This window comes from Endozoicomonas sp. 4G (genome assembly GCF_023822025.1).
GTDB lineage: Bacteria > Pseudomonadota > Gammaproteobacteria > Pseudomonadales > Endozoicomonadaceae > Endozoicomonas_A.
In genome coordinates this window covers 3,615,350-3,641,276 of the sequence record NZ_CP082909.1, presented here as the reverse complement: position 1 = coordinate 3,641,276, position 25,927 = coordinate 3,615,350, and the positions used below count along the sequence as shown (strand labels likewise).

The following is a 25,927-nucleotide window of genomic DNA, read 5'->3' as shown; positions in this document are numbered from 1 at the left end:
AAAGAATAGATGTTGATCAGGCTGGCGTTTCATGGTGATAAAAGCAGGAATCACATCTGTGTTTGGGCTTTTCAATAATAAAACAAGTGCTGTCCTTGGAGTGGACATCAGTTCGACCTCAGTGAAGGTACTCGAACTGAGTCGTGGTGGCAGGGGCTACCGGGTTGAAGCCTACTGGCAGGAACCTTTGCCACCCGGGGCTGTGGTGGAAAATATTATCCAGGAACCTGAAGCGGTTGGCGAGGCTATCAAGCGCGCTGTTTCCCGCAGTCGCAGCGGCGTGAAAAATGCTGCGGTGGCTGTTTCCGGTTCGGCTGTCATCACCAAAACCATCGAGATGGATGCTTCCCTCAGTGATGATGAGATGGAAACACAAATTACCGTAGAAGCCGATCAGTATATTCCATACGCATTAGATGAAGTGGCGATTGATTTTGAAGTCCTTGGCTTAAAGGAAAATAATCCTGAGCGGGCAGAGGTACTGCTTGCCGCCTGCCGTCGCGATAATGTTGAAATACGTGAAGAGGCGCTTGGGCTTGGCGGTCTGAAAGCCAAAGTGGTGGATGTCGAGGCATTTGCCATGGAAAGGGTCTACGAGTTGGTAGGTGATACGCTGGAGTTGCCAGAAGAGGAAGCGGTGGTGGCCATTGTTGATATGGGAGCCAGCAGCACTTCCATTAGTGTGTTGAGAAATGGGCAGACGATCTACACACGGGAACAATTGTTTGGCGGCCGGCAGCTCACCGATGAGATTCAGCGCCGCTACGGTCTCAGCCCTGAAGAAGCAGAGAAGTCCAAACACGACGGGGGACTTCCAGACGATTTTGAACCTGAGGTACTGGAGCCTTTCAAAGAGGCGGTTGTGCAACAGATTTCCCGATCCCTCCGGTTTTTCTATTCTTCCAGTCAATACAACGATGTTGATGCCATTCTGATGGCTGGCGGAACCTCTTCCATTTCAGGCCTTGCTGCCCTGGTTCAGGATAAGCTGGGAACACCGGCATTTCTGGCTAATCCGTTTGCCAGCATGTCCGTTTCCAGAAAAGTGGATGCCAGTAAATTAACTGCCAGCGCTCCGGGTCTGGTCATCGCCTGTGGATTAGCCATGAGGAGTTTTGACTGATGGCAAGAATCAACCTTCTCCCCTGGCGTGAGCAACTACGTGAAGAACGCAAGAAACGCTTTTTCGCAGTTTGGATGATGACCATTCTGGCCGCTGGCAGCGTGATATTCATGGCCGACCTCTACACAGGCAATGTCATCAGCGAGCAGCAGAACAGGAATCAGTACCTTCAGAATAAAATTATCCAGCTCGACAAAAGTATTGCTGAGATCAAGGGGCTCAGAGAGAAGCGAGCCCAGCTTCTGGAGCGTATGGAGGTTATCCAGAGTTTACAGGGTAACCGCCCTATTATTGTCCGGGTCTTTGATCAGCTGGCTCGACTGATTCCTGATGGCGTTCATTTCAAGAGCCTCCAGTACCAGGGAGATACTTTAAAACTGGTGGGCGTAGCGGAGTCGAATAATCGTATTTCCAGCCTGATGCGTAATTTTGATGCCTCTGAGTGGTTTTCCGATCCCAATCTGACGGCTGTGCGCAAAGTAACCCTTGGCGGTAACCGGATGAATGAATTTGATCTGACTGTGATTCGAACATCGCCTGAAAAAGAAGGGGGAGACGAATCATGAGTTTCGCCGATTCGCTAAAAAAATTGAATGAACTGGATCTGGCAGAACTGGATCTGGAAAATATCGGTGGCTGGCCCTTACCGGTCAGGGTTATTGCCTGTGTGCTGACTTTCGGGTTGGTGCTGTTTCTGGGTTATCAAATGCACTTGAGTCCGCTCCAGGACACTTACGACACGGTTATTGCAAAAGAGAGAGAGTTAAAGGACCAGTTCAGGGTCAAGGCTTTCCAGGCTGCGAACCTGGATGCTTACCGGGTTCAGATGCAAGAAATGGAGGCTTCCTTTGGTGCTCTGGTAAAACAGTTGCCGAGTGATACCGAAGTGCCGGGCTTATTGGAAGATATTACTTTCACTGGTCGTGGTGCCGGTTTGGCGTTTGAGACCATCAAACTGGAGCCAGAGAAAGCCACGGAATTTTATATTGAGCTCCCCATCAGTATCTCAGTCAGTGGCAGTTATCACGATATTGGCAATTTTGTCAGTGGTGTCGCCAGTTTGCCTCGAATTGTGACGCTTCATGACTTTTCTATCACTCCGGAAAAAAATGGGCAGATTCTGAAAATGGAGATTCTGGCCAGAACCTATCGCTACAACGACAAGGAGTCTCAGTAATGAAGTATTTACCAAGACTTCTGGTGGTTTGTTTGGGGTTTTTATTGGCAGGGTGTTCCGGAAACACTGGCTTCAGTGATCTTGACCAGTACATGGCTGAGATGAAGGCCAAGCCTTCCGGAACCGTTGAACCCTTGCCTACTTTTACTCCTTACGAGGCATTTACTTACAGGGCTTCTGGTTTAAGAAGTCCCTTTGAGCCGCCGATCAAGCTGAAGGTCTCTGATCGGAGTCTCAACAGTAATGTCAAGCCTGACAACCGCCGAACCAGGCAATATCTGGAGCAGTTCGATATTGAAACCTTTGCCCTGGTGGGCTCTATCAGTAACGATGATGGCCTTTGGGGTCTGGTTCGTGGTGATGATGGCATTCACCGGGTCAGGGTGGGTGATTATCTGGGTAAAAACCACGGTCGAATCACGTACATTGATGACAGTGAATTAAGAATTGTCGAGATTGTGCCTGCGGGTTCTAATCTCTGGATTGAAAGACCCAGAAGCCTGAGACTGGATCTTGGTCAGCCCTGATCGCCAACCCCGCTTTGCCATACCTCCCTCACCGATTGAATCTTCAGAAAACTGAATTTTTCTGATGTCATGCCGATTAGAACAACAATTCTAAAGTGCTAAGTGGGTTCAATAGATGAAGAATAAGCCCGTGTTGAAAGCCAGCACAGTCCGAGTGCTGTTGTATACGGTGTTGGCGTGGTTGCCGCTTTCTGTATGGGGTGTGACGCTCAAAAAAATGGACGCTGGTACCCTGCCGGGTGATATTGTAGAGCTGCGTCTGATGTTCGATGGTCCTGCACCTGAAGCCAGGGGCTACAGCATAGAACAGCCTCCCAGGATTTCTTTGGATCTGCCATTTACTCGCAGTGATCTGCCCAAATACAACGAAGTGGGATTTCAGAACGCCCAGAGTGTCACAGTACTTGAGGCCGGAGGCAGAACCCGACTCGTTATTAATCTGAAAACAACCGCCAGCTTTACCACCAAAACCGATGGTAATGTGCTTTATGTTTATGTCGGAGCAGAAGGCTCCAACCCCCGTTCAGTGCTGCCAACCGTTGCTCTTTCTGGTGCCCCTCTGGCGGATCCTGCCAGTCGGGGCATTACCCATATTGATTTCCACAGGGGGGAAGAAGGTGAGGGTAATGTGGTCATTACGCTGGCAAACCCTAACATTCCAATGGATATTAATGAGCAGGGCGGTCGCATTCGACTGGAGTTTCAGGGGAATGTGCTGCCAGGTCGGTTACGTAACCGTCTGGATGTCATGGATTTTGCTACCCCGGTAAAATTCATCGATGCCAGGGTCGAAGATGGCAATGGGGTGGTGATTATTGAGCCCGAGGGTGAGTTCAGCCACCTGGCTTATCAGACGGATAACACGTTAACGGTTAGTGTTAAGCCGGTATCCGATAAAGACTTTGGTCGTGACCGCAAAGGTTTGTCCTACAAGGGGGACAAACTCTCCCTGAACTTTCAGGATATCGAAGTGCGCGCGGTGCTTCAGTTGATTGCTGACTTTACTGATCTGAACCTGGTCGCTTCCGATACCGTCAGCGGTAACGTAACCCTGCGCCTGCAGAATGTTCCCTGGGATCAGGCTTTGGATATTGTTCTTAAATCAAAAGGTCTGGACAAGCGCCTTGAAGGCAATGTTCTGACGGTGGCACCAGCCGATGAAATTGCTGCCAGAGAACGTCAGCAGCTGGAGAATGACAAACAGATTCGTGAGCTGGCACCAGTTTACACGGATCTGATTCAGATCAATTATGCTGATGCCGAAGAGATAGCGGAGGTGCTTGCCGGAGCGGGTGAAGAAACCAGCCTGCTGACCGAGCGGGGTTCGGTTCAGGTCGTGGCCCGTACCAACAGCCTCCTGGTTAAGGACACCCAGGAAAAACTGGATGAACTGCGTGCCCTGATACAGCGTCTTGATATCCCGGTCAGGCAGGTGATGATTGAGGCGCGTATTGTCAATATGAACTCTGACTTTACCCGGGACCTGGGGGTGAAGTGGAGCGGCGCAACTGATCTGGCATCCAATGACTCGAATCGGTCTATCGGTATTGGCGGCGGTGGTACTACCGCAGGGAATGAAGGAGGCACACCTTCAGCCGGAGTGGGTAACAACCCATTTATAGATTTTGGTGTAACCGGCACTAATGCCGCTACTCTGGCCATTGGCTTTGCTACTAACAGTACTATTTTGAACCTTGAGTTATCCGCTATTTTATCTGACGGGGGTGGTGAAACGGTTTCTCAGCCAAAAGTGATTACTGCCGACAAAACGAAAGCGGTGATCAAGTCCGGTAAGGAAATCCCGTACGAAGAGAAAACATCCAGCGGTGCCACTTCTGTGGCTTTCAAGGATGCGGTGTTGTCTCTTGAGGTCACTCCACAGATCACGCCTGAAGGCAGTATTATCATGGATGTAACGGTTACCAATGACTCTCAGGGGGCTGATGCGCCCAATGGCGTGCCAACCATTAATAAGAATGAAGTGAATACTCAGGTGCTGGTCAGGGATGGTGAAACGGTTGTTCTGGGCGGAGTCTTCACTCAGGAGAAGCAAAAAGGCACGGTTAAAGTACCTGTATTGGGTGATATTCCTTACGTAGGTCGACTTTTTAGAAAAGATACCAAATCAGATAGCAAAACTGAGCTGATGATTTTTATCACCCCCCGGGTCATCAACGATAATATTACCCTCCGTTAATTTCTCCACCCCGGAAGGTTCAGGCCTTCCGGGATCGCTTCCCGAAAAAATGCCCTGCAATGGATCCGCACTGATAGGGTAATCTTGTTTTGAATCAAGGTTTTATTCATTTAACAAAAAACGGGAGTGAAAGCTCCCGTTTTTTGTTGTCAGCATGACTCAGGATGCGCTAGGCTCAGCTCCACACGCAGGCAGGAAGTCAGGCAAGCAAAGACAATGCCATTAAGAAATATATATTTGATAGGCCCAATGGGGGCTGGTAAGAGTACCATCGGGCGGATGCTGGCCAAAGAGCTGGGGCTGCCATTTTTCGATTCTGACCATGAGGTGGAGGCACGCAGTGGTGCTGGCATTCCCTGGATTTTTGATGTTGAGGGCGAAGAGGGCTTTCGGCAACGGGAAATACAGGTAATACAGGATCTCTGCTCCAAAAAGGGGATCGTGCTGGCCACCGGAGGTGGAGCCGTGACCCGGCTGGAAAATCGCCAGCAGCTGGGTACGAACGGGGTGGTTGTTTTTCTCAAGGCATCCGTGGCAGCACAGCTGGCCAGAACTGAGAAAGACAAGAAAAGACCCCTGTTGCAAAGGGCCGATCGTAAGGAAGTGCTGACACAACTGTTGACTGACAGAGCGCCATTGTATTCCAGTATTGCCGATATCGAGCTGGATACCGAGTCGCTGTCACCCAAAGCACTGATTAACGAAATCGTCCGAATTGTTGGCAAATTGCCATAAAACAAATTGCCACAAAAGAAGTAGAGAGAGACGTTTGATGCAGGAGTCGCAGATCCTTGAACTGAACGTAGATCTGGGTGACAGAAGCTACCCCATCTTTATTGGTTCAGGCCTTTATGCGGGTGCTTCCAGACCCGGGTTGCTCAAGCCTTACATCAAGGGGCAACAGGTGGCCATTGTCACCAACACAACGGTGGCTCCCTGCTATTTGGCAAGGGTGCGCAGCCTGCTGGATGGCTTTGATGTGATGGAGATCATTCTTCCTGATGGCGAAGCATTTAAAAACCTGGCCACGCTTGAAACCGTGTTTGATGGTCTGCTCAAAGCCCGCCATACCCGTAAAACCACATTGATTGCCCTGGGTGGTGGTGTGGTCGGTGATATAACCGGCTTTGCTGCGGCATCCTATCAGCGTGGTGTCGATTTTATTCAGATTCCAACCACGCTATTGTCTCAGGTCGATTCTTCCGTTGGCGGGAAAACCGGCGTCAATCATCCGCTGGGCAAGAATATGATCGGTGCGTTTCATCAACCCAATGTGGTGCTGATTGATACCGACTCTTTGAATACCCTCCCCGATCGGGAGTTTTCTGCTGGCGTTGCCGAGGTGATCAAATACGGCCTGATTTGTGACGAATCCTTCTATCAGTGGTTGCAGGCCAATATTGAGCGAATAATGGCGAGGGATCAGGAGGCACTGACTTATGCCATCCATCGTTCGTGCTCTGACAAAGCCAGGGTCGTGGCAGAAGATGAAAAAGAGTCCGGTCTCAGGGCTATTTTGAATTTGGGCCATACCTTCGGTCATGCTATTGAAACCCACACGGGCTACAGTGAGTGGCTGCACGGTGAGGCCGTCGCTGCCGGTATGGTGATGGCGGCTGAACTGTCTTGTCGATTGGGATACATTGCCAGAGCAGAAGTGCAGGGGATTGTGGCTATACTCAAAGCCGCCAATCTGCCGGTAGAGCCTCCTGAAGGTATGTCACCTGATCGGTTTATTGAGCTGATGTCCGTTGATAAAAAAGTGCTGGATGGCAAGCTGAGGCTGGTACTGTTAGAGCAGATCGGTAAGGCGGTTGTGACGGATAGTTTTGACCGGGGCGTGCTGGATGAGATGCTTCTGGAGACGTGTAAAGTGTAGAGTTTACTGCTTATTGTTCTTTTCATGCATTTGTGATCAAGGGGGTGGCTGTGTAAAATGGTCAGCCCCTTATTTGAATTTAAAACCATAAAAACGAATTAATATTCTTTTTCTTGCTTACAGGGAAGCGTTTAAAGCCGTCGGAGTTCAGGGGCAGCGACGGTGTGGGTTCCGGAGTGACAGAAGTTTGAAAGTTAATAATAAGTGATGACGAGAGAGTGCCTATGAAAGCAGGTCTGTATAATCCTGGGGAATTCAGGGATAACTGTGGCTTTGGGCTGATAGCCCACAGGGAAGGAGAGAAAAGTCACCACCTTCTGACCACCGCTATTGAAGCGCTTACCTGCATGACACACCGGGGTGGTATTGCCGCGGATGGAAAAACAGGCGACGGTTGTGGTTTGTTAATTCAGACGCCCGATACGTTCTTTCGCACTGTCGTCAAAGAGCAACTGGCCAGAGACCTTCCCGCCCAATATGCGGTGGGAATGCTATTCCTCAGCCAGGATAAAGCCATCGCCGACCATGCCAGAAAAACCCTCGAAGCTGAGCTGCAAAAGAAAAACCTGTTAGTGATCGGCTGGCGAAAAGTACCGGTCAACAGTGATTGTCTCGGCCCTATCGCTTTGGATCAGCTACCGGTTATTGAGCAGGTGTTTGTGGGGCATCAGGGCGAGTTGGATGAGGCAGAGTTTTCAGCTCGCTTATACATGGCTCGTCGTTTCGCTAACATGGCGCTTGAGCAGGATCAGGACTTTTATATCTGTTCACTGTCTACCCAGGTAGTGACCTACAAAGGCCTGATGATGCCGGTCGATCTGGCTAACTTTTATCAGGACCTGGGGGATCCCCGGTTTGAAACTGCGATCTGTGTATTCCATCAGCGTTTCTCCACAAACACCATGCCACGCTGGAAGCTGGCGCAGCCTTTCCGCCTGCTGGCCCATAATGGTGAAATTAATACCATCACTGGTAACAGAAACTGGTCACAGGCCCGTCGAAACAAATTCAAATCAGAGCTTCTGCCGGATTTGAACCAGATCTCTCATCTGGTCAACCGAACCGGGTCTGATTCATCCAGCCTCGACAACATGCTGGAAGTTCTGGTGACCGGTGGTGTTGACCTGTACCGGGCTATCCGGATGCTGGTCCCGCCTGCCTGGCAGAATGTTGATACCATGGATCCCGGTCTCAGGGCATTTTACGAATACAACTCTATGCACATGGAGCCTTGGGATGGTCCTGCCGGTCTGGTGATTACCGACGGTCGTCGTGCGGTTTGTGCACTGGATCGCAATGGTTTGCGACCTTCCCGCTGGGTTATTACCAAAAACGGCTATCTGACCGTTGCTTCTGAAGTGGGCGTTTACAATTACCAGGCTGAAGATGTAGTAGCAAAAGGTCGTGTCGGACCGGGTGAAGTGCTGGCTATTGATGTCGAGTCAGGCGAGTTGCTTCAGGCCCATGATATTGATGACCAGTTGAAGACTCGACAGCCTTACAAACAGTGGTTGAAACAGCACGCTTATCGTATCCGTTCCCGGTTCAGGAATGAAGATCACAAGGTTGAGCGACTGGATTCAGAACTGCTGAAGGTTCATCAGAAAATGTTCTCGGTCACTTTTGAAGAGCGTGATCAGGTGATTCGTCCTTTGGCTGAGAATGGACAGGAAGCGGTAGGCTCAATGGGCGACGATACGCCAATGGCGGTATTATCCGGTCGTGTGCGCTCAGTGTATGACTACTTCAGGCAGCAGTTTGCCCAAGTCACCAACCCTCCTATCGACCCACTGCGTGAAGCGATAGTGATGTCGCTGGAAACCTGTCTGGGGCGTGAGAAAAATGTTTTTGAAGAGACCCCTGAACATGCCCGCCGTGTGGTACTCAAATCGCCCGTGTTGTCGACGACAAAATTCCTGAATCTGATCAATGCCCATCATCAGCAAGATGAGTTGAATGTCGTGTGCATCGATATCAATTACCGGCCTGAAGAAGGGCTAAAAGCCGCCATTGAGCGCATCTGTAATGAAGCAGAACAGGCGGTAAGAGATGGCAAGGCGCTGATCCATCTGAGTGATCGTGCTATCAAAGAACACAAACTGCCAGTCCATGCTGCTATGGCTACAGGCGCTGTTCATCACCGGTTGATTGATACGGGTTTGCGTTCCGATGCCAATATTCTGGTAGAAACGGCGACAGCCAGGGATTCTCATCAGTTCGCGGTGTTGCTGGGTTTTGGTGCGACGGCTATTTATCCTTATCTGTCTTATGAAATTATCCATGACCAGATTCGCTCCGGCGAGATTCTGGCCGATCCCCTGGATGCCTACAAAGCTTACCGAAAGGGGATTGATAAGGGCCTGTTGAAGATTCTCTCCAAGATGGGAATCTCCACCATTGCGTCCTATCGTGCTGCGCAGTTGTTTGAGGCTATTGGTTTATCCTCTGAAGTGATTGATCTGTGTTTCAAAGGCGTTCAGAGTCGTATAGAAGGCGCCGGTTTTACAGCGCTTCAGCAAGATCAGCAATGGCTCTCCGATACTGCCTGGAAGCAGAGAAAACCCATTCAGCAGGGCGGTCTGCTGAAATATGTACACGACAGTGAGTATCACGCATTCAATCCTGATATCGTTCAGCAGCTTCAGAAAGCCGTTGCCAGCGGTGATTATGAAGAGTTCCGTCGTTACTCCAGACTGGTTAACGAAAGACCGGTCACAACCCTGCGTGACCTGATGGGGCTAAAAGCAGCCGACAAAGCTCTGGCTATTGATGAGATTGAACCCGTCACTGACATTCTCAAACGATTCGACTCGGCGGCCATGAGTCTTGGTGCCCTGTCTCCGGAAGCCCATGAAGCTCTGGCTGAAGCGATGAACCGTCTGGGAGGCCGTTCCAACTCCGGCGAAGGCGGTGAAGACGAAGCGCGTTTTGGCACTGACCGGGTTTCAAAGATAAAGCAGATTGCCTCAGGTCGTTTTGGTGTCACGCCTCATTATCTGGTCAATGCCGATGTGTTGCAGATTAAAGTGGCCCAGGGAGCCAAGCCAGGTGAAGGAGGGCAGTTGCCCGGCGGCAAGGTAAACAAACTGATTGCCAGACTGCGTTATTCGGTTCCCGGTGTCACACTGATTTCACCACCACCGCATCATGATATTTATTCCATTGAAGACCTGGCCCAGCTGATCTTTGATTTGAAGCAGGTGAACCCGGACGCGCTGGTTTCCGTAAAACTGGTATCAGAGCCCGGTGTCGGCACCATTGCTGCGGGTGTTGCCAAGGCTTATGCTGATCTGATTACCATCTCCGGTTACGATGGTGGCACTGCTGCAAGTCCGTTGACGTCTATAAGGTACGCCGGTTCTCCGTGGGAGTTGGGTTTGACCGAGGCTCATCAGGCATTGAGGGCTAATGATCTGCGTGGCAAGGTTCGCCTTCAGACAGATGGTGGTATCAAAACCGGTCTGGATGTGGTTAAAGCGGCTATCCTGGGGGCAGAAAGTTATGGTTTCGGAACAACACCCATGGTCGCCATGGGTTGCAAATACCTGAGAATCTGCCACCTGAATAACTGCGCAACCGGTGTGGCAACCCAGGATCAGCACCTGCGGGAAAACCACTTCATCGGCACGGTTGAAATGATTATGAACTTCTTCACTTTTGTCGCTGAGGAAGTGCGTGAGTGGTTGTCAGTGCTGGGTGCTAAAAGCCTTGAAGACGTCATTGGTCGTACAGAGTTGCTGGAGCTGCTGCCCGGTAATACCGACAAGCAAAAAGGTCTTGATCTGACGCCGCTGGTTCGCAACGACCTGATTCCTGAAGATAAGCCCCATACCTGTCAGGTTAAGCGTAATCCTTCCTACGACAAAGGTGCGCTGGCTGAGGTGATGGTGAAAGCCTGCCTACCCGCCATCGAAAGCGGTAAAGGGGGCGAGTTTGAGTTCACGGTAGGCAACTGTGACCGTTCAATTGGTGCCAGATTGTCCGGTGAGATTGCCAAACGTCATGGTAATCAGGGGATGGCAGACAGTCCGCTCAGGTTGAGCCTGAAAGGTACAGCCGGGCAAAGCTTTGGTGTCTGGAATGCCGGTGGCCTGGATATGTATCTGGAAGGCGATGCCAACGACTACGTGGGTAAGGGCATGACGGGCGGCAATCTGATTATCCGTCCGCCCAAAGGGAGTGCTTTCCATTCTAACGAAGCTTCTATCATTGGCAACACCTCGCTTTATGGTGCGACTGGGGGACGCCTGCTGGCCGCTGGCTGTGCCGGTGAGCGTCTGGGAGTTCGGAACTCTGGTGCGACTGCCATTGTCGAAGGGGCAGGGGATCACTGCTGTGAGTACATGACGGGTGGCCTGGTGGTGGTACTGGGCGAAACAGGTCACAACTTTGGTGCCGGTATGACCGGTGGCTTTGCCTACGTACTGGACCTGAAGCGTAACTTTGTTGATCACTACAATCACGAGCTAGTGGATATTCACCGAATTGATACCGAGTCCATGGAGGACTACCAGTCTCACCTGATGGGTCTTCTGGATGACTATGTAAAAGAAACCGGCAGTGAATGGGGGCGTGAACTTCGGGAGGAGTTTTATGACTATCGGGGGCGTTTCTGGCTGGTGAAGCCAAAAGCAGCCAGTCTGGACTCATTGCTGGCGAGCACACGTGGGCGTCCTGAATAGCTCTCCTGAATAGCTATGAATAGCTGAGTAGGATATGAGGGTATAAAAACAATCAGCGAATGAGGTCAAATCCATGTCACAGTTTAACAGTCGGCTGAATAATCATTTTCAATTTGTTGAAGTTGGAAGAGAAGATCCGGAAAAAAAAGCGCTTCGGGTCCGTAAGAGTGATTTTGTAGAAATCTATGAGCCTTACAGTGAAAAGCAGGTCAAGCATCAGTCTCATCGTTGCCTGGCCTGTGGTAATCCTTATTGTGAGTGGAAGTGCCCTGTCCACAATTATATTCCGGATTGGTTGAAGCTGGTTGCCGAGGGTAACCTGTTTGAAGCGGCTGAGCTTTCTCATCAGACCAACAGTCTGCCGGAAGTCTGTGGTCGTGTATGTCCCCAGGATCGACTCTGTGAAGGTGCCTGTACCCTCAATGATGGGTTTGGAGCGGTCACTATTGGTGCCACTGAAAAATACATTACCGATACAGCGCTGGCCCTGGGTTGGCGCCCGGATATGTCGAAAGTGGTATGGACGGACAAAAAGGTCGCGGTGATCGGTGCCGGTCCAGCGGGTCTGGGTTGTGCCGATGTGCTGGTCAGAAATGGTGTAAAGCCCGTCGTCTTTGATAAGAACCCGGAAATTGGTGGTCTGCTGACGTTTGGTATTCCTGAGTTTAAACTTGAGAAATCCGTTATGTCCCGCCGTCGGGAGGTGTTCACGGAAATGGGCATTGAATTCAGGCTGAATACGGAAATCGGTAAAGATGAACAGATGGCCGATCTGATGGCAGAGTACGATGCCGTATTTATGGGTATGGGTACCTACACCTTCATGAAAGGTGGTTTTCAAGGTGAGGATCTTCCCGGTGTTCATGATGCTTTGCCATTCCTGATTTCCAGCGTTAATCGTAATCTGGGTTTTGAAAAGCAGGCGTCTGATTTCATCGATATGAAAGGAAAACGTGTCGTTGTCCTGGGCGGGGGTGACACGGCGATGGATTGCAACCGTACCTCCATTCGTCAGGGGGCTGAATCAGTCGCTTGTGCCTACCGCCGTGATGAAGAAAATATGCCGGGCTCCCGTCGTGAAGTAGCTAATGCCAGACAAGAAGGCGTCAAGTTTCTGTTTAATCGTCAGCCCGTTGAGATTGTCGGTGATGGCAAGGTGGAAGGTGTCAAGGTCATCACCACCAAACTGGGAGAGCCTGATGAGCAGGGGCGCCGCCGCCCGGAGCCGGTTCCAGGCAGTGAGGAAATTCTGGTTGCAGACGCAGTGCTGATTGCTTTTGGGTTCCGTCCAAGTCCTGCTGACTGGTTTGAATCTTATGATATTCAACTGAATGAGTGGGGAGGCGTGGTTGCGCCTGAGCAGGCCAGGTACAAGTTTCAGACGTCCAACCCGAAAGTATTTGCCGGTGGGGATATGGTTCGCGGCTCTGACCTTGTGGTGACAGCGATCTGGGAAGGTCGTCAGGCGGCTGAAGGGATTATGGATTATCTGGATGTTTGATGAAGCGCCATTAAAATATCAATACCAAACCTTTTGATTGATCGAGACTCCAGAGGAGGTCAACCATGTCACAGAGTATCAATCTCGTTAAGTACGAGGCAGCTAATGATGGAAAGCTATACGAAACCAAAACAGACCTCATTGAAACGGCCTTCGTCACCTCATCCTTGCTTGAGGAATTAAAGGGGCAGTTTTCCTTAACAGAAAAGAATATCTTTGAGGCTTTAGGCTCTGAAGATCACTATTCAATAGACTGCTTTAATGACTCAGATGTTGAAGCGGCTATCAGGAAACTGGAAGACATTTTTTTATCCATTTTAAAATCTGAAGGGAAAAATCTATGTGACGAGAGAGGGGGGACTGCTTCCGAAAACCTCCCTTCCAAGCTCTCTGCGCATATTAGCTCACAGGACATCGGGGACTCGATCAGCCGTTTCAGAACACTCACCAACCTGATACACGTGTTCAAATTGAAGCACAATCAATTCAGAACTGATAACTCTGTTGTGTTGAAGGTTGGGTAACAGGCTCTTGAGCGCAGGAAGATTGTCAATACGGGGTGGAATCAGTATTCTCTCGTCTTTTATTTTGCAACATCGTAGTTTACCCCATGACCGAGCTGAAAAATGACCGCTTTCTGAGGGCTCTGCTGAAAGAGCCTGTTGATGTCACCCCCGTATGGATGATGCGTCAGGCTGGACGTTATCTTCCTGAATATCGGGAACTTCGAAGCAAGGCGGGCGATTTTATGTCGCTGTGTATGAATCCGGAGCTGGCCTGTGAAGTGACCATTCAGCCACTGGAGCGTTTCGACCTGGATGCGGCCATTCTGTTTTCTGATATTCTCACCATCCCGGATGCAATGGGTTTAGGGTTGTATTTTGAGACGGGCGAAGGCCCAAGATTTAAAAAGCCCGTTCGTACCGCCACTGATATTGAAGCGCTGTCTGTTCCGGACCCGGAAAAAGATCTGGGTTATGTGATGGATGCAGTGCGCACCATCCGCTCTGAGCTGAATGGCCGTGTACCTCTGATTGGTTTTTCCGGGAGTCCCTGGACTCTGGCTACTTACATGGTTGAAGGAGGGAGCAGTAAAGACTTTCGTCGCATCAAGGCGATGATGTTTGATCAGCCCCGACTGCTGTCTCAGTTGCTGGATGTTCTGGCAGAGTCTGTCACACATTATTTGAACGCCCAGATTAAAGCCGGGGCTCAGGCTGTCCAGATTTTTGATACCTGGGGGGGAGCACTTTCTCCTGAGTGTTATCAGGCATTTTCCTTAAAATATATGGAAAAGATTGTTGCCGGCCTGATCAGTGAACATGAAGGTAGAAAGGTGCCCGTCATTCTATTTACCAAAAATGGTGGTCAATGGCTTGAATCCATGGCGGCAACCGGTGCTGATGCGCTTGGCCTGGACTGGACGACGGATATTTCTGCTGCACGTCGTCGTGTAGGGGACAAGGTTGCCTTGCAGGGAAATATGGATCCATCGGTTCTCTACGCATCACCAGAACGTATAAGAGAAGAAGTCGCTAAAATTCTCAGAGATTTCGGTTCGGGTGAAGGTCATGTATTCAATCTGGGCCACGGCATTCATCAATTTGTTGAACCTGATCGAGCCAAGGTCTTTGTCGATGCCGTTCATGAGCTGTCAGCCCAATACCACGTCCAATAATTGACCCTGTTGATCAGCCCGATGTCTTTTGGCATCAGGCTGTATCATTCTCATCCTGCCGGGTTTCTCGCAGTACTTGTGAAAGCGCCTTCTGAAGCGTTTTGTATTCAGCGGGTTTGGTCAGGAATATATTGATTCCCAATCGTTTTGCCCGCTCTTTTCCGGGGGGATTTGTGGTCCCCGTGAGCATGATGATGCCCGGGGTGTCCATCTGGCTCTCTTCCTGAAGTCTTTCCAGCATCTGGATGCCATTCATCCCCGGCATATGATGGTCAAGAATGATCACGTCGAAAGGTCTTCCCAGGTAGGCTTCGTTGCGAATCATAGCCAGTGCTTCCAGGCCGTTTTCAGCATCCAGGGTATTAATACCCATCAGGGCGCATTGTTGGGCGAGAACCTGTCTGCAGGTGTTATTGTCATCAACAATCAATGCTTTAATGTTCTTGTGAGAGAAAAGTGGTTGTACATCCTGACAAATGGCGTCTGTCGTTTGTTGTTTATGTGGAATGGCAAACCAGATATGCGTGTTGCCCTGATTCATAACGCCAAAGTGCCCGGACATGGCCTTAATTAATTGGATGACAATGTACAGCTGTATGCTGATGTCAGTTTGTTGCTTTGCTTGCGAGTAGCTGAGTTCGTGGATATCAGCCGGAAGATTCAGGGCCTGCTGCCCCTGACTGTACCTGATCTGATAAATAATGAAGCTGTCTTTAATCTCTTGTTGTCTGTCCGGCTCTGAGCCCGGTAGCCAGGGGGTGTTATTAACAGAAATCATTATTTCACTGTTTTCTGTATGGCGGCTAAAAATATGACTCAGGATACCTTCTAAAATGAGTGATAACTGACGTGTATCTGTTTCGCTGATATCCGGGACATCAGAGTGCACAAAGCTGATCAGTTCAGTATTCAGTTGCTCTGCCCGGAATCGGAATTTCAAGAGGCAGTCGTTCAGAAATTCATTAATATCGTAGGGTTTGATGTCAGAGTTGATGTTGTTTTGCTTAAGTTTCCAGGCTTCTGAAAGCAGGTTGATCAGGTTGCTGAGTTCATTACCTGCATACCTCAGGGTTTCAACGTAGTTTTCCTGTTTGGGTGTCAGCTGTGTGCTTTGAAGGAGTTCAGACATCCCCAGGACACCATTCAGAGGCGTTCTGAGTTCATGCCCCATAGTGTTGAGCAGGTCATTGTCTTTGCTTATTTGGGTTGTCGGTGTCGGGCTGAACAATGGGTTTTGCTTAGGGGCTGATTTTGTTGCCGGGCACCGCTGGTTACCAAAATAAAAGCTGAAGGCAAGAAGGGTTAACGAGGTCGTGTGCAGCAGCAGCCATGTGGCGGCAGTGGGGTTGTAATTGATAACGCCCAGAATAGCCAGTGAGGCGATCAGGTGGATAATCACATAAGGAGTGAAAAGCCAGGCAGGAATGGTCAGCGCACCAGGGACTCTGATGAACAGACTGCAATACCAGACGATCAGAGTCGTTATCAGGTTGAGCAACAGACTGTGCTCCAACGAAGCATAGACGCCTGTCACAGTAAAAAGCAGGAATACTGCCGGGATGATGGAAAGGGTGTTAAAACAGTAGATCAGTTTGACACTGTTGCCCGCCAGATTGACGCGGGCTATTTGACTGAGCAGAATGGTGCTAACGATCAGTGAGAGATTCATCATTAAGACCTGCTGCCATTCCAGCTCGAACCCACTGATCGGAAGCAATCCCTGCCAGCTTATCAAGAACACCGAGCCCGTTAAGCAGATGCCAGCCAGGTAGATATAAGCCCTGTGGTGATTCTTAAAGCCGTTAATGGCATTGATCATCATCATGACGAAAAACAGGGCCAGTAGCCAACCGGTTTGCCAACCGGTAAATACCTGATCACTGAGAACTTCCCTGGGGGATTTTAGATAGGCCTGCAAATCGTCGGCAGCGTCGGCAGGTATCTCAATAAATACGTCCAGCTTCTTATTTATAATGGGCTTCAGATTATAGAGATAAATATTACTGTTTTCCTGTCGTCCATCTGGCAGCATTCGGTAATAGTTTGGACCTGAAATATAGGCATTCAGGGATACGCCGGGTGGTGGTCGAAGCCAGAGCAGCGGCATAGGCTTAACCTTAATGTCTTCAGGCAGTGAGATCTTGATCCAGGCTGTGCCTTTTTGGCTGGTGAAGTACAGGCGTTCTTTCTGCCAGGGAGCAAAACGAAACAGGTAGTCCGGATCATTGATCTGATCCAGCTCGAGTGTGCTTTGAGGGTCAATGAAGATGCCTGAGAAAGGCTCAATGTTGATAGAGACCTTATAAGGCTGCTGATCCGTTATTTGCTCAGTGCCGAATGCTTTTGTAACACAAGTGGTCAGAACCAGCAGGAATACTGCCCTGATCCAGAATTCAATCCTGATATAGAGTCGTGACGTAAACTCCGGGGAAGGCTGGGGGACAATGGATAGCGGGCGTTTGAATACATCTCTCATAATATTTGTTGAAAATTCCATTTTTCCATTGCCTAGAGGATATACCTAAAGCAGTCCTGTGAGAAATCGAAATCGCTGCGGTTTTTACCTATTTTGCCTTGTCCCCAAGCTTCATGTAACAGCAGGACGGCCTTACTGATAAGTTCTGATGAGGTGATTAATTAGTAATAAGTAATTTATTCTTGCGTACTTAATTAGTAATGACTAATTTTTTTTGTATAATTAATTAGTAATAAGTAATTTTATTAAAGTCATAAAATAGGTTATTACTAATGAATTGGGATAAAGAACTGAACTTGCAGCAGATTGATGAGACCCTTGGCAGGGTTCGCCCGATGATGGACTTGAACAAGCCCGTAAACGGCTGGATTAATGCCATAAGGACGGCCTTGGGAATGAGCGCCAGGGTTTTGGGTGAGCGAGTGGGTCTCTCTCAGTCAGGCGTCGCCCTGATGGAAAAAAATGAGGTGACGGGCTCCATTTCACTGCGAACTCTGGAAAAGGCTGCTGAAGGTCTGGGGTGTAGGGTTGTTTATGTGCTGGTTCCTGAGAACCAGTCTCTTGCGGCCATGAGGGAAAAGCAGGCTATGGACAAGGCCAGGACACTCAATCAGTACGCAGAGCGACATATGGAGCTTGAAGACCAGGCAACAGATATGCAGTTTCAAAACGCAAACACCAAGAAATTAGCAGAGGAATACTTGCGCACTTGGCCAAGGGATTTTTGGGATAATTTATGATAAACGACAATTTGTCATCAGTGCACCCAAGCTCTGATATCCGTACATCCCCCTCGTTCCCACGCAAAGCGCGGAACGAGAGGAAGGCCCTGCGTTCAGCTGATCAAGGAGATATGACCGCACTCATGAAATTTGCACGATAATGGTTAACCTTCTCTGGCTACAGCCCGATAGCCAATGTCTGTCCTGAAGTAAGCACTCTCCCACTGAATCTTTGAGACACCCTGATAGGCTTTTTCCTGTGTTTCTCTGACGCTGTTGCCCAGGGCGGTGACGCACAGTACACGACCGCCGTTGGTCAGTACCTGTTCGCCTTCCAGTTGGGTGCCGGCATGGAACACTTTGCAGTCTGTTGAATTGGCTTCGTTAATGCCAGTGATAAGGTCTCCCTTGCGGTATTTTTCAGGGTATCCACCTGCGGCCATAACGACGCCCAGTGCTGTTCTTTCATCCCAGCGGGCCTCCATTTGATCCAGCTGACCTGTTGCGCCCGCCAGGCAAAGTTCAGTCAGGCTGGACTGCAAACGCATCATAATGGGTTGTGTTTCAGGGTCACCAAAACGACAGTTGAATTCCAGTACTTTGGGCGTACCTTTGGCATCAATCATCAGGCCAGCGTACAAAAAACCCTTATAAGTGTTGCCTTCGGCGGCCATACCTTCCACGGTAGGAACGATGACTTCCTGCATGGCGCGGTCATGAATGTTTTGAGTCACCACCGGTGCCGGCGAGTAAGCACCCATGCCGCCGGTGTTAGGGCCTTTGTCACCGTTATCCCTGGCTTTATGATCCTGGCTGGTGGCCAGTGGTAGAATGTTTTTGCCGTCTACCATAACAATAAAGCTGGCTTCTTCGCCCTGAAGGAATTCTTCAATCACCACCCGATGTCCTGCTTCACCAAAGACATTGCCTGCCAGCATGTCATCAACAGCAGCAAATGCCTGCTCTTCTGTGTCAGCAAGAATGACGCCTTTGCCGGCAGCCAGACCATCCGCTTTTACGACAATGGGTGCGCCTTTTTTACGAATGTAGGCTTTGGCCTGATCAATGTCGGTGAAGTTTTGATAGTCGGCAGTGGGGATGTTGTGACGAGCCAGGAAATTCTTGGTAAAAGCCTTTGAGCCTTCCAGTTGTGCGGCGCCTTGAGAAGGGCCGAAGATGTTGAGACCGGCTTCTTCAAAACGATCCACGACACCGGCTACCAGAGGCGCTTCGGGGCCAACAATGGTCAGCTCAATGTTTTCTGCGCAGGCAAATTCAACCAGTCTATCCAGTTCAAGTACATCAATACTGATAGTAGTGACGCCAGGCTCAAGGGCTGTCCCTGCGTTTCCGGGGGCGACAAACACCTGTTCTACGTTGTTGTCCTGAGCGACCTTCCAGGCGAGCGCGTGTTCGCGTCCGCCGCTGCCAATGATGAGTACTTTCATAAATTTGCCTGTCCCCCAGAAGTCTGGTTGTGGTGGATAGTCAGTGGTGGATAGTCAGTGGCGGAAATGCCTGACGCCAGTAAATACCATAGCTATGCCAGCCTCATTGGCAGCATCAATGACTTCCTGATCTCTCATGGAGCCACCCGGCTGAATGACCGCGGTAATACCCGCGCTGGCCGCTGCATCAATGCCATCCCTGAATGGGAAGAAGGCATCTGAGGCCATTACCGAGCCGCGGACTTCCAGATTTTCATCCGCTGCCTTGATACCGGCAATGCGAGCACTGTATACCCGACTCATCTGACCGGCACCGATACCAATCGTTTGGTGATCCCTGGCGTAGACGATCGCATTGGACTTAACAAATTTGCCCACTTTCCAGGCAAATAGCAGGTCGTTCAGCTCTGCTTCGGTGGGTGCTCTCTCAGTGACTGTTTTCAGTTCCCGGGTACTGGTTACTTTGATGTCGCTGTCCTGAATCAGCAAGCCACCATTGATCCTTTTGAAGTCCAGGAAATGCTCCGCTGTTTCTGGCAGAGTGCCGCAGCTCAGCAGGCGGATATTTTTTTTGTCCTGAAGAATGATGGCTGCTTCACTGTCGACTTCCGGAGCAATGATGACTTCTACAAACTGACGTTCAATGATGGCTTTGGCCGTCACTGCATCGAGTTTTCTGTTAAAAGCGATGATGCCGCCAAAGGCTGATGTGGGGTCCGTTGTATAGGCTCTGTTATAAGCTTCCAGGATGTCAGCGCCAGTGGCCACACCGCATGGGTTGGCATGTTTGACGATGACGCAGGCCGCAGGTTCAAAGGATTTGACGCATTCCAGGGCGGCATCGGTATCGGCAATATTATTGAAGGAAAGTGCCTTGCCCTGAATCTTATGGGCGCTGGCAACGGTGCCCGTTGGCGCCGGATCTTCTACGTAGAAAGCGGCTTTTTGATGGGGGTTCTCGCCATAACGCATATCCCTGGCTTTTTTATATTGACGGTTAAAGGTGCGGGGAAAAGCTTCTGGCTCTTCCTGGTTGTTCGTCAATGTACCCAGGTAGTTGGCGATTGCGCCATCGTAATGCGCGGTATGTTCAAAGGCTTTTACCGCCAGATCAAAACGAGTCGTGGCTGCAACCGAACCGTTGTTCTCATCAAGTTCAGAGAGAATCCGCGGGTAATCTCCTGAATCGACGACAATGGTTGTGTCTCGGTGGTTTTTGGCAGCAGCGCGCACCATGGTCGGACCGCCAATATCAATGTTCTCAATGGCCATTTCCAACGTGCAGTCTTCATTGGCGACTGTCTGCTCAAAAGGATAGAGGTTGACGACCACCAGGTCGATGGGTTCAATGCCATGCTCCGCCATGACGACTTCGTCCTGACCGGAGCGACCCAGGATGCCGCCATGAACTTTGGGGTGCAGGGTTTTGACCCTGCCGTCCATCATTTCTGGAAAACCGGTGTACTGGGCAATGTCGACAGCGGGAATATCGTGTTCAACCAGCAGCTCGTAGGTGCCGCCAGTGGAGAGTATTTCTACTGAGCGCTGGTGCAGTGTCCGGGCAAATTCCACTATGCCGGTTTTGTCTGAGACACTGATCAGGGCTCTTTGAAGAGGTGGCTGTTGGGAACCGTCTGCCATCATTCCTTTTTACTCGCTGAAAAATCGTTGCCTGAAAAGCTGACTGATTTTAGCTGGATTTGACCTTTTTCGCAGCATCCGATTCGTGGGAATGGTAGGAAATACTGAATGAATGCTGCGATCCTGAACTGAAATTCAGGTTATTAGAGCAGGTCGTATTGTTTGAGTTTCTTTCTTAATGTTCCCCGGTTCAGGCCAAGCAGAACCGCAGCCCTGGTCTGGTTGCCCTGAACGTACGTCATAACCGTTTCCAAAAGGGGCGCTTCTACTTCAGAGAGCACCATCTGGTAAACATCGGTGACGCCCTGACCGTCCAGATGGCTGAAGTAGTTGTTCATAGCCTTTTCAACACTGTCGCGAAGTGTCTGTGTTTCACTCTCGATGGGACTGGTCAGTGTCTGTCCGTTGGCAGAAGGTTCGTCAGTAATAATTTGGGATGTCGTCATGCTGCAATATCCTTGTGATGACTTAACGTTTGAAAATACTCCAGTATGCAGTTTTCTTGTTCTTGTGCAGACTCCAGACTGTTGAATTGTTTGCGCAGACTGGCGCCTGATGGGCTGGCCTGCAGATACCAGCCAACGTGTTTTCTGGCGATGCGTACGCCCTGAACTTCACCGTAAAACTCGTGAAGCGCCGCAAGGTGATCCACCAGAATCGACTGAATCTCTTTGTTTTCTGGGGCTGGCAGGTGTTCACCCTGCTCAAGGTAATGGTTAATCTCTCTGAATATCCAGGGTCTTCCCTGGGCTGCACGTCCCACCATAACCGCGTCTGCGCCGGTGATATCCAACACTGTTTTTGCTTTTTTGGGAGAAGTGATATCGCCATTGGCAATCACTGGAATTTCCAGGGATTCACAAATCCGGGCAATGGTCTCGTATTCGGCCTCACCTTTATACATACACTGACGGGTTCTGCCATGAACGGCCAGGGCGGATATGCCACAGTCCTGTGCCATCAGGGCAATATCGAGACCGTTTTTGTTTTCAGGGCACCAGCCGGTGCGTGTTTTCAGCGTGACCGGGATATCAACTGCTTGAACGACGGACTGTAATATTTGTTTTACCAGTTCAGGTTCCCTCATCAGAGCCGAGCCCGCCGCTTTGTTGCAGACTTTTTTAGCCGGGCAGCCCATGTTGATATCAATGATCTGGGCGCCGCGCTCCTGGTTCAGGCGAGCGGCAAGGGCCATCTGTTCCGGATCGCTGCCGGCAATCTGAACCGAGCGAGGTTCAAACTCCTCGGCGTGATGATTCATTCTCAGTCGGGACTTTCGTGTGTTCCAGAGCTTTGGGTTGCTGGTCACCATTTCTGAGACGGCCATACCGGCTCCCATTTTCAGGCACAGCTGCCTGAATGGGCGGTCGGTGACACCGGCCATGGGGGCCAGGATAACCGGGTTTTGAATCGTGTATGGGCCAATCTTCAACAAGGTGTTTTGCCTCAATCCAGCGTTAGAACTGCCCGGAGTGCGAAAAGTATTTCTTGGTAGAAGCTCAGGCAGACAGGCGTAGCCGGGTATAATACTCTGTACGATTTTTAGACGAAAGGGGGAGCTGTAAGGTTTTGTCTTTAATCAAGTTTGCCTGGCAGGCAAAAAGCGCAACCGATAATTGCTGGCGCCATTGCCGGGATCAACAATTTCGATGCTAAGCCTTACGGGTTGTCCGCTGGGCATTTCTCTGGATCCGGCCAGTGCGCCGCCTAAATATTCTCTGGGGCGAAAACGTCTGCTGGCTACGGGTTGGCCATTAATGTCGGTAAACGTTAACTCAAGCTTTGGCCAGGGCTGGGGGAATGCCGCGTCATTGATGATGACTGAGTCGACAACCAGCCCTTCACTTTGCTTAGGATGGCTACGAATATGCAGTTGCAGACTTTTAATGGCGTTAACGTCTACTAATCCGGGCAGAGAGCACTTCAGGTACTGACAGCTTAAGGTCAATGCTGGCCTCAAACGCGGGTCGAGCGACAGCTGATCTTTGTTAAACCAGATGTATTGACCTGCAAGTGTGATGGATAAGATCAGGATCAGGGAGATCCAGCCTGCCATTCTCAGGGAACTTCTTTCCGGTTCTTCGTCAACTTCGACGTGCTCTTTGTCCAGAGTGTTGAGAAAAGAATGCAGTGGGGGCTCTACTTCATGTTGTGTTATTTTTTCGGGTTGGTTTGACCGTTTTTCAGAGGGGTTGTCTTGAGATTTTTTCTGGTGTGATTTTTCCGGTGCGGGGTCGTCGGGCATGTTGGACCGGGCATCAAATACTTCCAGGCAGGAACCGCATCGAACCGAACCGCCGGCAGCTCGTAATTGTGACTGGGTGACTTTAAAAGAGGTCTGGCATTTTGGGCAGCGGGTGATTTGGGAGCCTGTCATGAAGCCTGCGTGCGTTGCTGTCTTGATTGATTAAGGAGTATTAGAGCAAAGAGGGGTGAAGGATGTCTACTGCCCGAAAGATAAAATCTTCCGAGCAGTTGTCTGGAGTCAGTCTGCTATCAAAAGGGTGTATTTTTTGGCTATTACTTCCTGACGCCAGTCACCAAAATCCAGTCTTCATTATGAACAACAGGTTCCAAATCAAACCACTCAGAATAAGTACTGACAATACTATCTTTCTGCTCTGAAAGAATACCAGACAAAGCAATTTTACCACCGCTGTCGAGATAGCCTGCCAGAGTGGGTGCCAGCTCTACCAGTGGGCCTGCGAGTATGTTGGCAATGACCGCATCGGCTTTATCTTTTGGAGCCTGGTCGGGCAGATAAACTTTCAGTTTTTCCGGGGCGATTCTGTTTCTTTCAGCATTATTGATGGTGGCTTCCAGGGCCTGCGGGTCAAGGTCGACGCCGGTCACGGTTTTAGCGCCCAGCAGTAGCGCTGCAATGGCTAGAATGCCGGAACCGCAGCCGTAGTCGATCACTGATTGGTTTTCGAAACTTTCCTGTTTTTCCAGCCATTCAAGGCACAGGGCTGTGGTTGGGTGAGTGCCTGTTCCAAAAGCCAGCCCCGGGTCGAGCATCAGGTTAATGGCATCGGGCTCTGGAATTTCTTTCCAACTGGGGCAGACCCAGAGTTTTCTACCAAATTGCATGGGCACAAAATGCGTCATCCACTCTCTTTCCCAGTCCTTGTCTTCGACAATTTCAACCTTGTAGCCCGGAAATGGATCTTGCTGGTATTGGGACTGTAAGTGTTCTATGACCGCCTCCATATCTGCATAAGCATCGAAGAGACCGATGACGACGGTGTGATGCCACAGTGGCGTACTGCCTGGCTCAGGTTCGAACAGTGGCTGATCTTTACCGTCCTGAAGGGTTACGGCGCTGGCTCCGGCTTCCAGAAGCAGGTCTTCCAGTTGTTCAGCGTGGTCGGAAGTGGTATCTAGCTTGATTTGTATCCAGGGCATGGGTATGGGCTTACTGATTGGGAGTGGAAGGCAGGATAGCTATCCGCCGGGTCGGGCTCATTCTAGCATGAAAGAAGGGAGGGGGAAGCTCTCTGAAAGCGGCTTTCAGAGAGCCCCGGAAGCAGGGTCAGGATGCTTCAAGTTTCTTTTCCAGGTAATGGATGCTGACGCCTCCCTGCTGGAAGTTCTCGTCCGTCACCAGCTCCTGGTGCAGTGGGATATTGGTACGAATGCCGTCCACAACCGCTTCATCCAGTGCATTGCGCATTCTTAACAGGGCGGTCTCACGATCCGGGCCATAGGTGATGATCTTGGCGATCAGTGAGTCATAGTAAGGAGGAATGCTGTAGCCACTGTAGAGGTGAGAATCAACACGGACACCATTACCGCCAGGAGAATGGAACTGGTTAACCAGACCCGGCGAGGGCATAAAGGTTTTGGGGTCTTCGGCATTGATGCGACATTCAAAAGCATGGCCTTGAAGCTCAACGTCTTGCTGGGTAATGCTCAAAGGCAGGCCGCTGGCAATACGAATCTGTTCTCTGACAATATCCACGCCCGAAATCATTTCGGTAACAGGGTGCTCAACCTGCACACGGGTGTTCATCTCGATAAAGTAGAACTGGCCATCTTCATACAAAAATTCGAAGGTGCCTGCCCCGCTGTAGCCGATTTCAATACAGGCATTAGTACAGGCGGCCGCTACGGTGGCTCTGGCGTCTTCGTCAATGCCCGGTGCCGGAGCTTCTTCAATGACTTTCTGGTGACGACGCTGTAAAGAGCAGTCGCGGTCGCCCAGGTGTATCGCATTGCCGTGGCTGTCAGACAGTACCTGGAATTCAACGTGACGAGGGTTTCCCAGGAATTTTTCCAGATAAACGACATCGTTATTGAAGGCGGCTTTCGCTTCAGACTGGGTCAGGTTGATGGCGCTGAGCAGGTCGGACTCGCTGTGAACCACTCGCATACCGCGACCACCGCCACCACCGGATGCTTTGATAATGACTGGATAGCCAATGCGGCGAGCAATGGCTAATGTGCGTTCGTCGTCGTTTGTTATCGGGCCGTCAGAGCCGGGAACGGTAGGAACACCGGCTTTCTTCATGGCAGTAATGGCAGATACCTTGTCACCCATCAGGCGGATCACGTCAGGTTTGGGGCCAATAAAGGTGAATCCGCTGCGTTCTACCTGCTCGGCAAAATCAGCATTTTCTGAGAGAAAGCCGTAGCCAGGGTGGATACCATCAGCATCGGTCACTTCTGCCGCGCTGATAATGGCCGGGATATTCAGATAGCTTTCAGCAGGGCTGTTGGGGCCAATGCAGACAGACTCGTCAGCCAGACGTACATGCATCAGGCTTTCATCAGCCTTGGAGTGCACAGCGACGGTCTTGATGCCGAGTTCTTTACAGGCCCGCAATACCCTCAGGGCTATTTCGCCCCGGTTGGCGATTACGATTTTATCCAGCAT

At 50.3% G+C, this 25,927-nt stretch carries 20 protein-coding genes; 12 read left to right on the top strand and 8 right to left on the bottom strand.

Annotated features, from left to right (window positions below):
* The first annotated feature begins 58 nt into the window (after positions 1-58).
* The 11 genes from K7B67_RS14285 to hemE all read left to right on the top strand — a co-directional run bounded on the left by K7B67_RS14285 (position 59) and on the right by hemE (position 14,764).
* On the top strand, positions 59-1,123 hold the full coding sequence (locus K7B67_RS14285; RefSeq protein ID WP_252176563.1) for a pilus assembly protein PilM: 1,065 nt from the start codon (positions 59-61) through the stop codon (positions 1,121-1,123).
* Positions 1,123-1,689, top strand: coding sequence for a PilN domain-containing protein (locus tag K7B67_RS14280; protein WP_252176562.1), 567 nt, complete (start codon positions 1,123-1,125; stop codon positions 1,687-1,689). The genes K7B67_RS14285 and K7B67_RS14280 overlap by 1 nt, the downstream gene beginning before the upstream one ends.
* Entirely contained in the window at positions 1,686-2,300 is a 615-nt protein-coding gene (pilO, locus tag K7B67_RS14275; RefSeq protein WP_252176561.1) for a type 4a pilus biogenesis protein PilO, read from the top strand. The genes K7B67_RS14280 and pilO overlap by 4 nt, the downstream gene beginning before the upstream one ends.
* Positions 2,300-2,827, top strand: a complete 528-nt coding sequence (locus tag K7B67_RS14270; RefSeq protein ID WP_252176560.1) for a pilus assembly protein PilP — start codon at positions 2,300-2,302, stop codon at positions 2,825-2,827. The genes pilO and K7B67_RS14270 overlap by 1 nt, the downstream gene beginning before the upstream one ends.
* Before the next feature lie 115 nt (positions 2,828-2,942).
* Positions 2,943-5,024 carry a type IV pilus secretin PilQ family protein gene (locus K7B67_RS14265; RefSeq protein WP_252176559.1) on the top strand — a complete coding sequence of 694 codons (2,082 nt, stop codon included), beginning with the start codon at positions 2,943-2,945 and terminating at the stop codon, positions 5,022-5,024.
* 216 nt (positions 5,025-5,240) lie between these two features.
* Positions 5,241-5,759, top strand: a complete 519-nt coding sequence (gene aroK / locus K7B67_RS14260; protein ID WP_252176558.1) for a shikimate kinase AroK — start codon at positions 5,241-5,243, stop codon at positions 5,757-5,759.
* Positions 5,760-5,811: 52 nt separating this feature from the next.
* Complete coding sequence (gene aroB, locus K7B67_RS14255; protein WP_252180586.1) at positions 5,812-6,903, top strand: 3-dehydroquinate synthase; 1,092 nt, start codon at positions 5,812-5,814, stop codon at positions 6,901-6,903.
* A gap of 224 nt (positions 6,904-7,127) precedes the next feature.
* Positions 7,128-11,585 carry a glutamate synthase large subunit gene (gene gltB / locus K7B67_RS14250; protein WP_252176557.1) on the top strand — a complete coding sequence of 1,486 codons (4,458 nt, stop codon included), beginning with the start codon at positions 7,128-7,130 and terminating at the stop codon, positions 11,583-11,585.
* Between the two features lie 73 nt (positions 11,586-11,658).
* Complete coding sequence (locus K7B67_RS14245) at positions 11,659-13,086, top strand: FAD-dependent oxidoreductase (protein WP_252176556.1); 1,428 nt, start codon at positions 11,659-11,661, stop codon at positions 13,084-13,086.
* Positions 13,087-13,151: 65 nt separating this feature from the next.
* On the top strand, positions 13,152-13,610 hold the full coding sequence (locus K7B67_RS14240; RefSeq protein WP_252176555.1) for a hypothetical protein: 459 nt from the start codon (positions 13,152-13,154) through the stop codon (positions 13,608-13,610).
* A gap of 86 nt (positions 13,611-13,696) precedes the next feature.
* Positions 13,697-14,764 carry a uroporphyrinogen decarboxylase gene (hemE, locus tag K7B67_RS14235; protein ID WP_252176554.1) on the top strand — a complete coding sequence of 356 codons (1,068 nt, stop codon included), beginning with the start codon at positions 13,697-13,699 and terminating at the stop codon, positions 14,762-14,764.
* Positions 14,765-14,798: 34 nt separating this feature from the next.
* On the opposite strand, the gene K7B67_RS14230 is transcribed toward hemE, so the two are convergent.
* Positions 14,799-17,261: a response regulator gene (locus K7B67_RS14230; protein WP_252176553.1), complete on the bottom strand. Its 2,463-nt coding sequence runs from the start codon at positions 17,259-17,261 to the stop codon at positions 14,799-14,801.
* A 251-nt stretch (positions 17,262-17,512) separates the two neighbouring features.
* Here K7B67_RS14230 and K7B67_RS14225 point away from each other — a divergent pair, with 251 nt between their 5' ends.
* Positions 17,513-17,980 (top strand): mobile mystery protein A, encoded by a 468-nt coding sequence (locus tag K7B67_RS14225; RefSeq protein WP_252176552.1) that lies wholly within the window; start codon positions 17,513-17,515, stop codon positions 17,978-17,980.
* 146 nt (positions 17,981-18,126) lie between these two features.
* Here the strand turns inward: K7B67_RS14225 and purD are convergent, their stop codons facing one another.
* The 7 genes from purD to accC all read right to left on the bottom strand — a co-directional run bounded on the left by purD (position 18,127) and on the right by accC (position 25,927).
* Complete coding sequence (gene purD / locus K7B67_RS14220) at positions 18,127-19,410, bottom strand: phosphoribosylamine--glycine ligase (protein ID WP_252176551.1); 1,284 nt, start codon at positions 19,408-19,410, stop codon at positions 18,127-18,129.
* A gap of 54 nt (positions 19,411-19,464) precedes the next feature.
* Positions 19,465-21,051 (bottom strand): bifunctional phosphoribosylaminoimidazolecarboxamide formyltransferase/IMP cyclohydrolase, encoded by a 1,587-nt coding sequence (gene purH, locus K7B67_RS14215; RefSeq protein WP_252180585.1) that lies wholly within the window; start codon positions 21,049-21,051, stop codon positions 19,465-19,467.
* A 143-nt stretch (positions 21,052-21,194) separates the two neighbouring features.
* Positions 21,195-21,497, bottom strand: a complete 303-nt coding sequence (gene fis / locus K7B67_RS14210; RefSeq protein WP_252176550.1) for a DNA-binding transcriptional regulator Fis — start codon at positions 21,495-21,497, stop codon at positions 21,195-21,197.
* Positions 21,494-22,486, bottom strand: coding sequence for a tRNA dihydrouridine synthase DusB (gene dusB / locus K7B67_RS14205; RefSeq protein WP_252176549.1), 993 nt, complete (start codon positions 22,484-22,486; stop codon positions 21,494-21,496). The genes fis and dusB overlap by 4 nt, the downstream gene beginning before the upstream one ends.
* Before the next feature lie 144 nt (positions 22,487-22,630).
* Complete coding sequence (locus K7B67_RS14200; protein ID WP_252176548.1) at positions 22,631-23,296, bottom strand: DUF3426 domain-containing protein; 666 nt, start codon at positions 23,294-23,296, stop codon at positions 22,631-22,633.
* A gap of 275 nt (positions 23,297-23,571) precedes the next feature.
* Positions 23,572-24,456, bottom strand: coding sequence for a 50S ribosomal protein L11 methyltransferase (prmA, locus tag K7B67_RS14195; RefSeq protein ID WP_252176547.1), 885 nt, complete (start codon positions 24,454-24,456; stop codon positions 23,572-23,574).
* 127 nt (positions 24,457-24,583) lie between these two features.
* Positions 24,584-25,927, bottom strand: coding sequence for an acetyl-CoA carboxylase biotin carboxylase subunit (gene accC / locus K7B67_RS14190; RefSeq protein WP_252176546.1), 1,344 nt, complete (start codon positions 25,925-25,927; stop codon positions 24,584-24,586).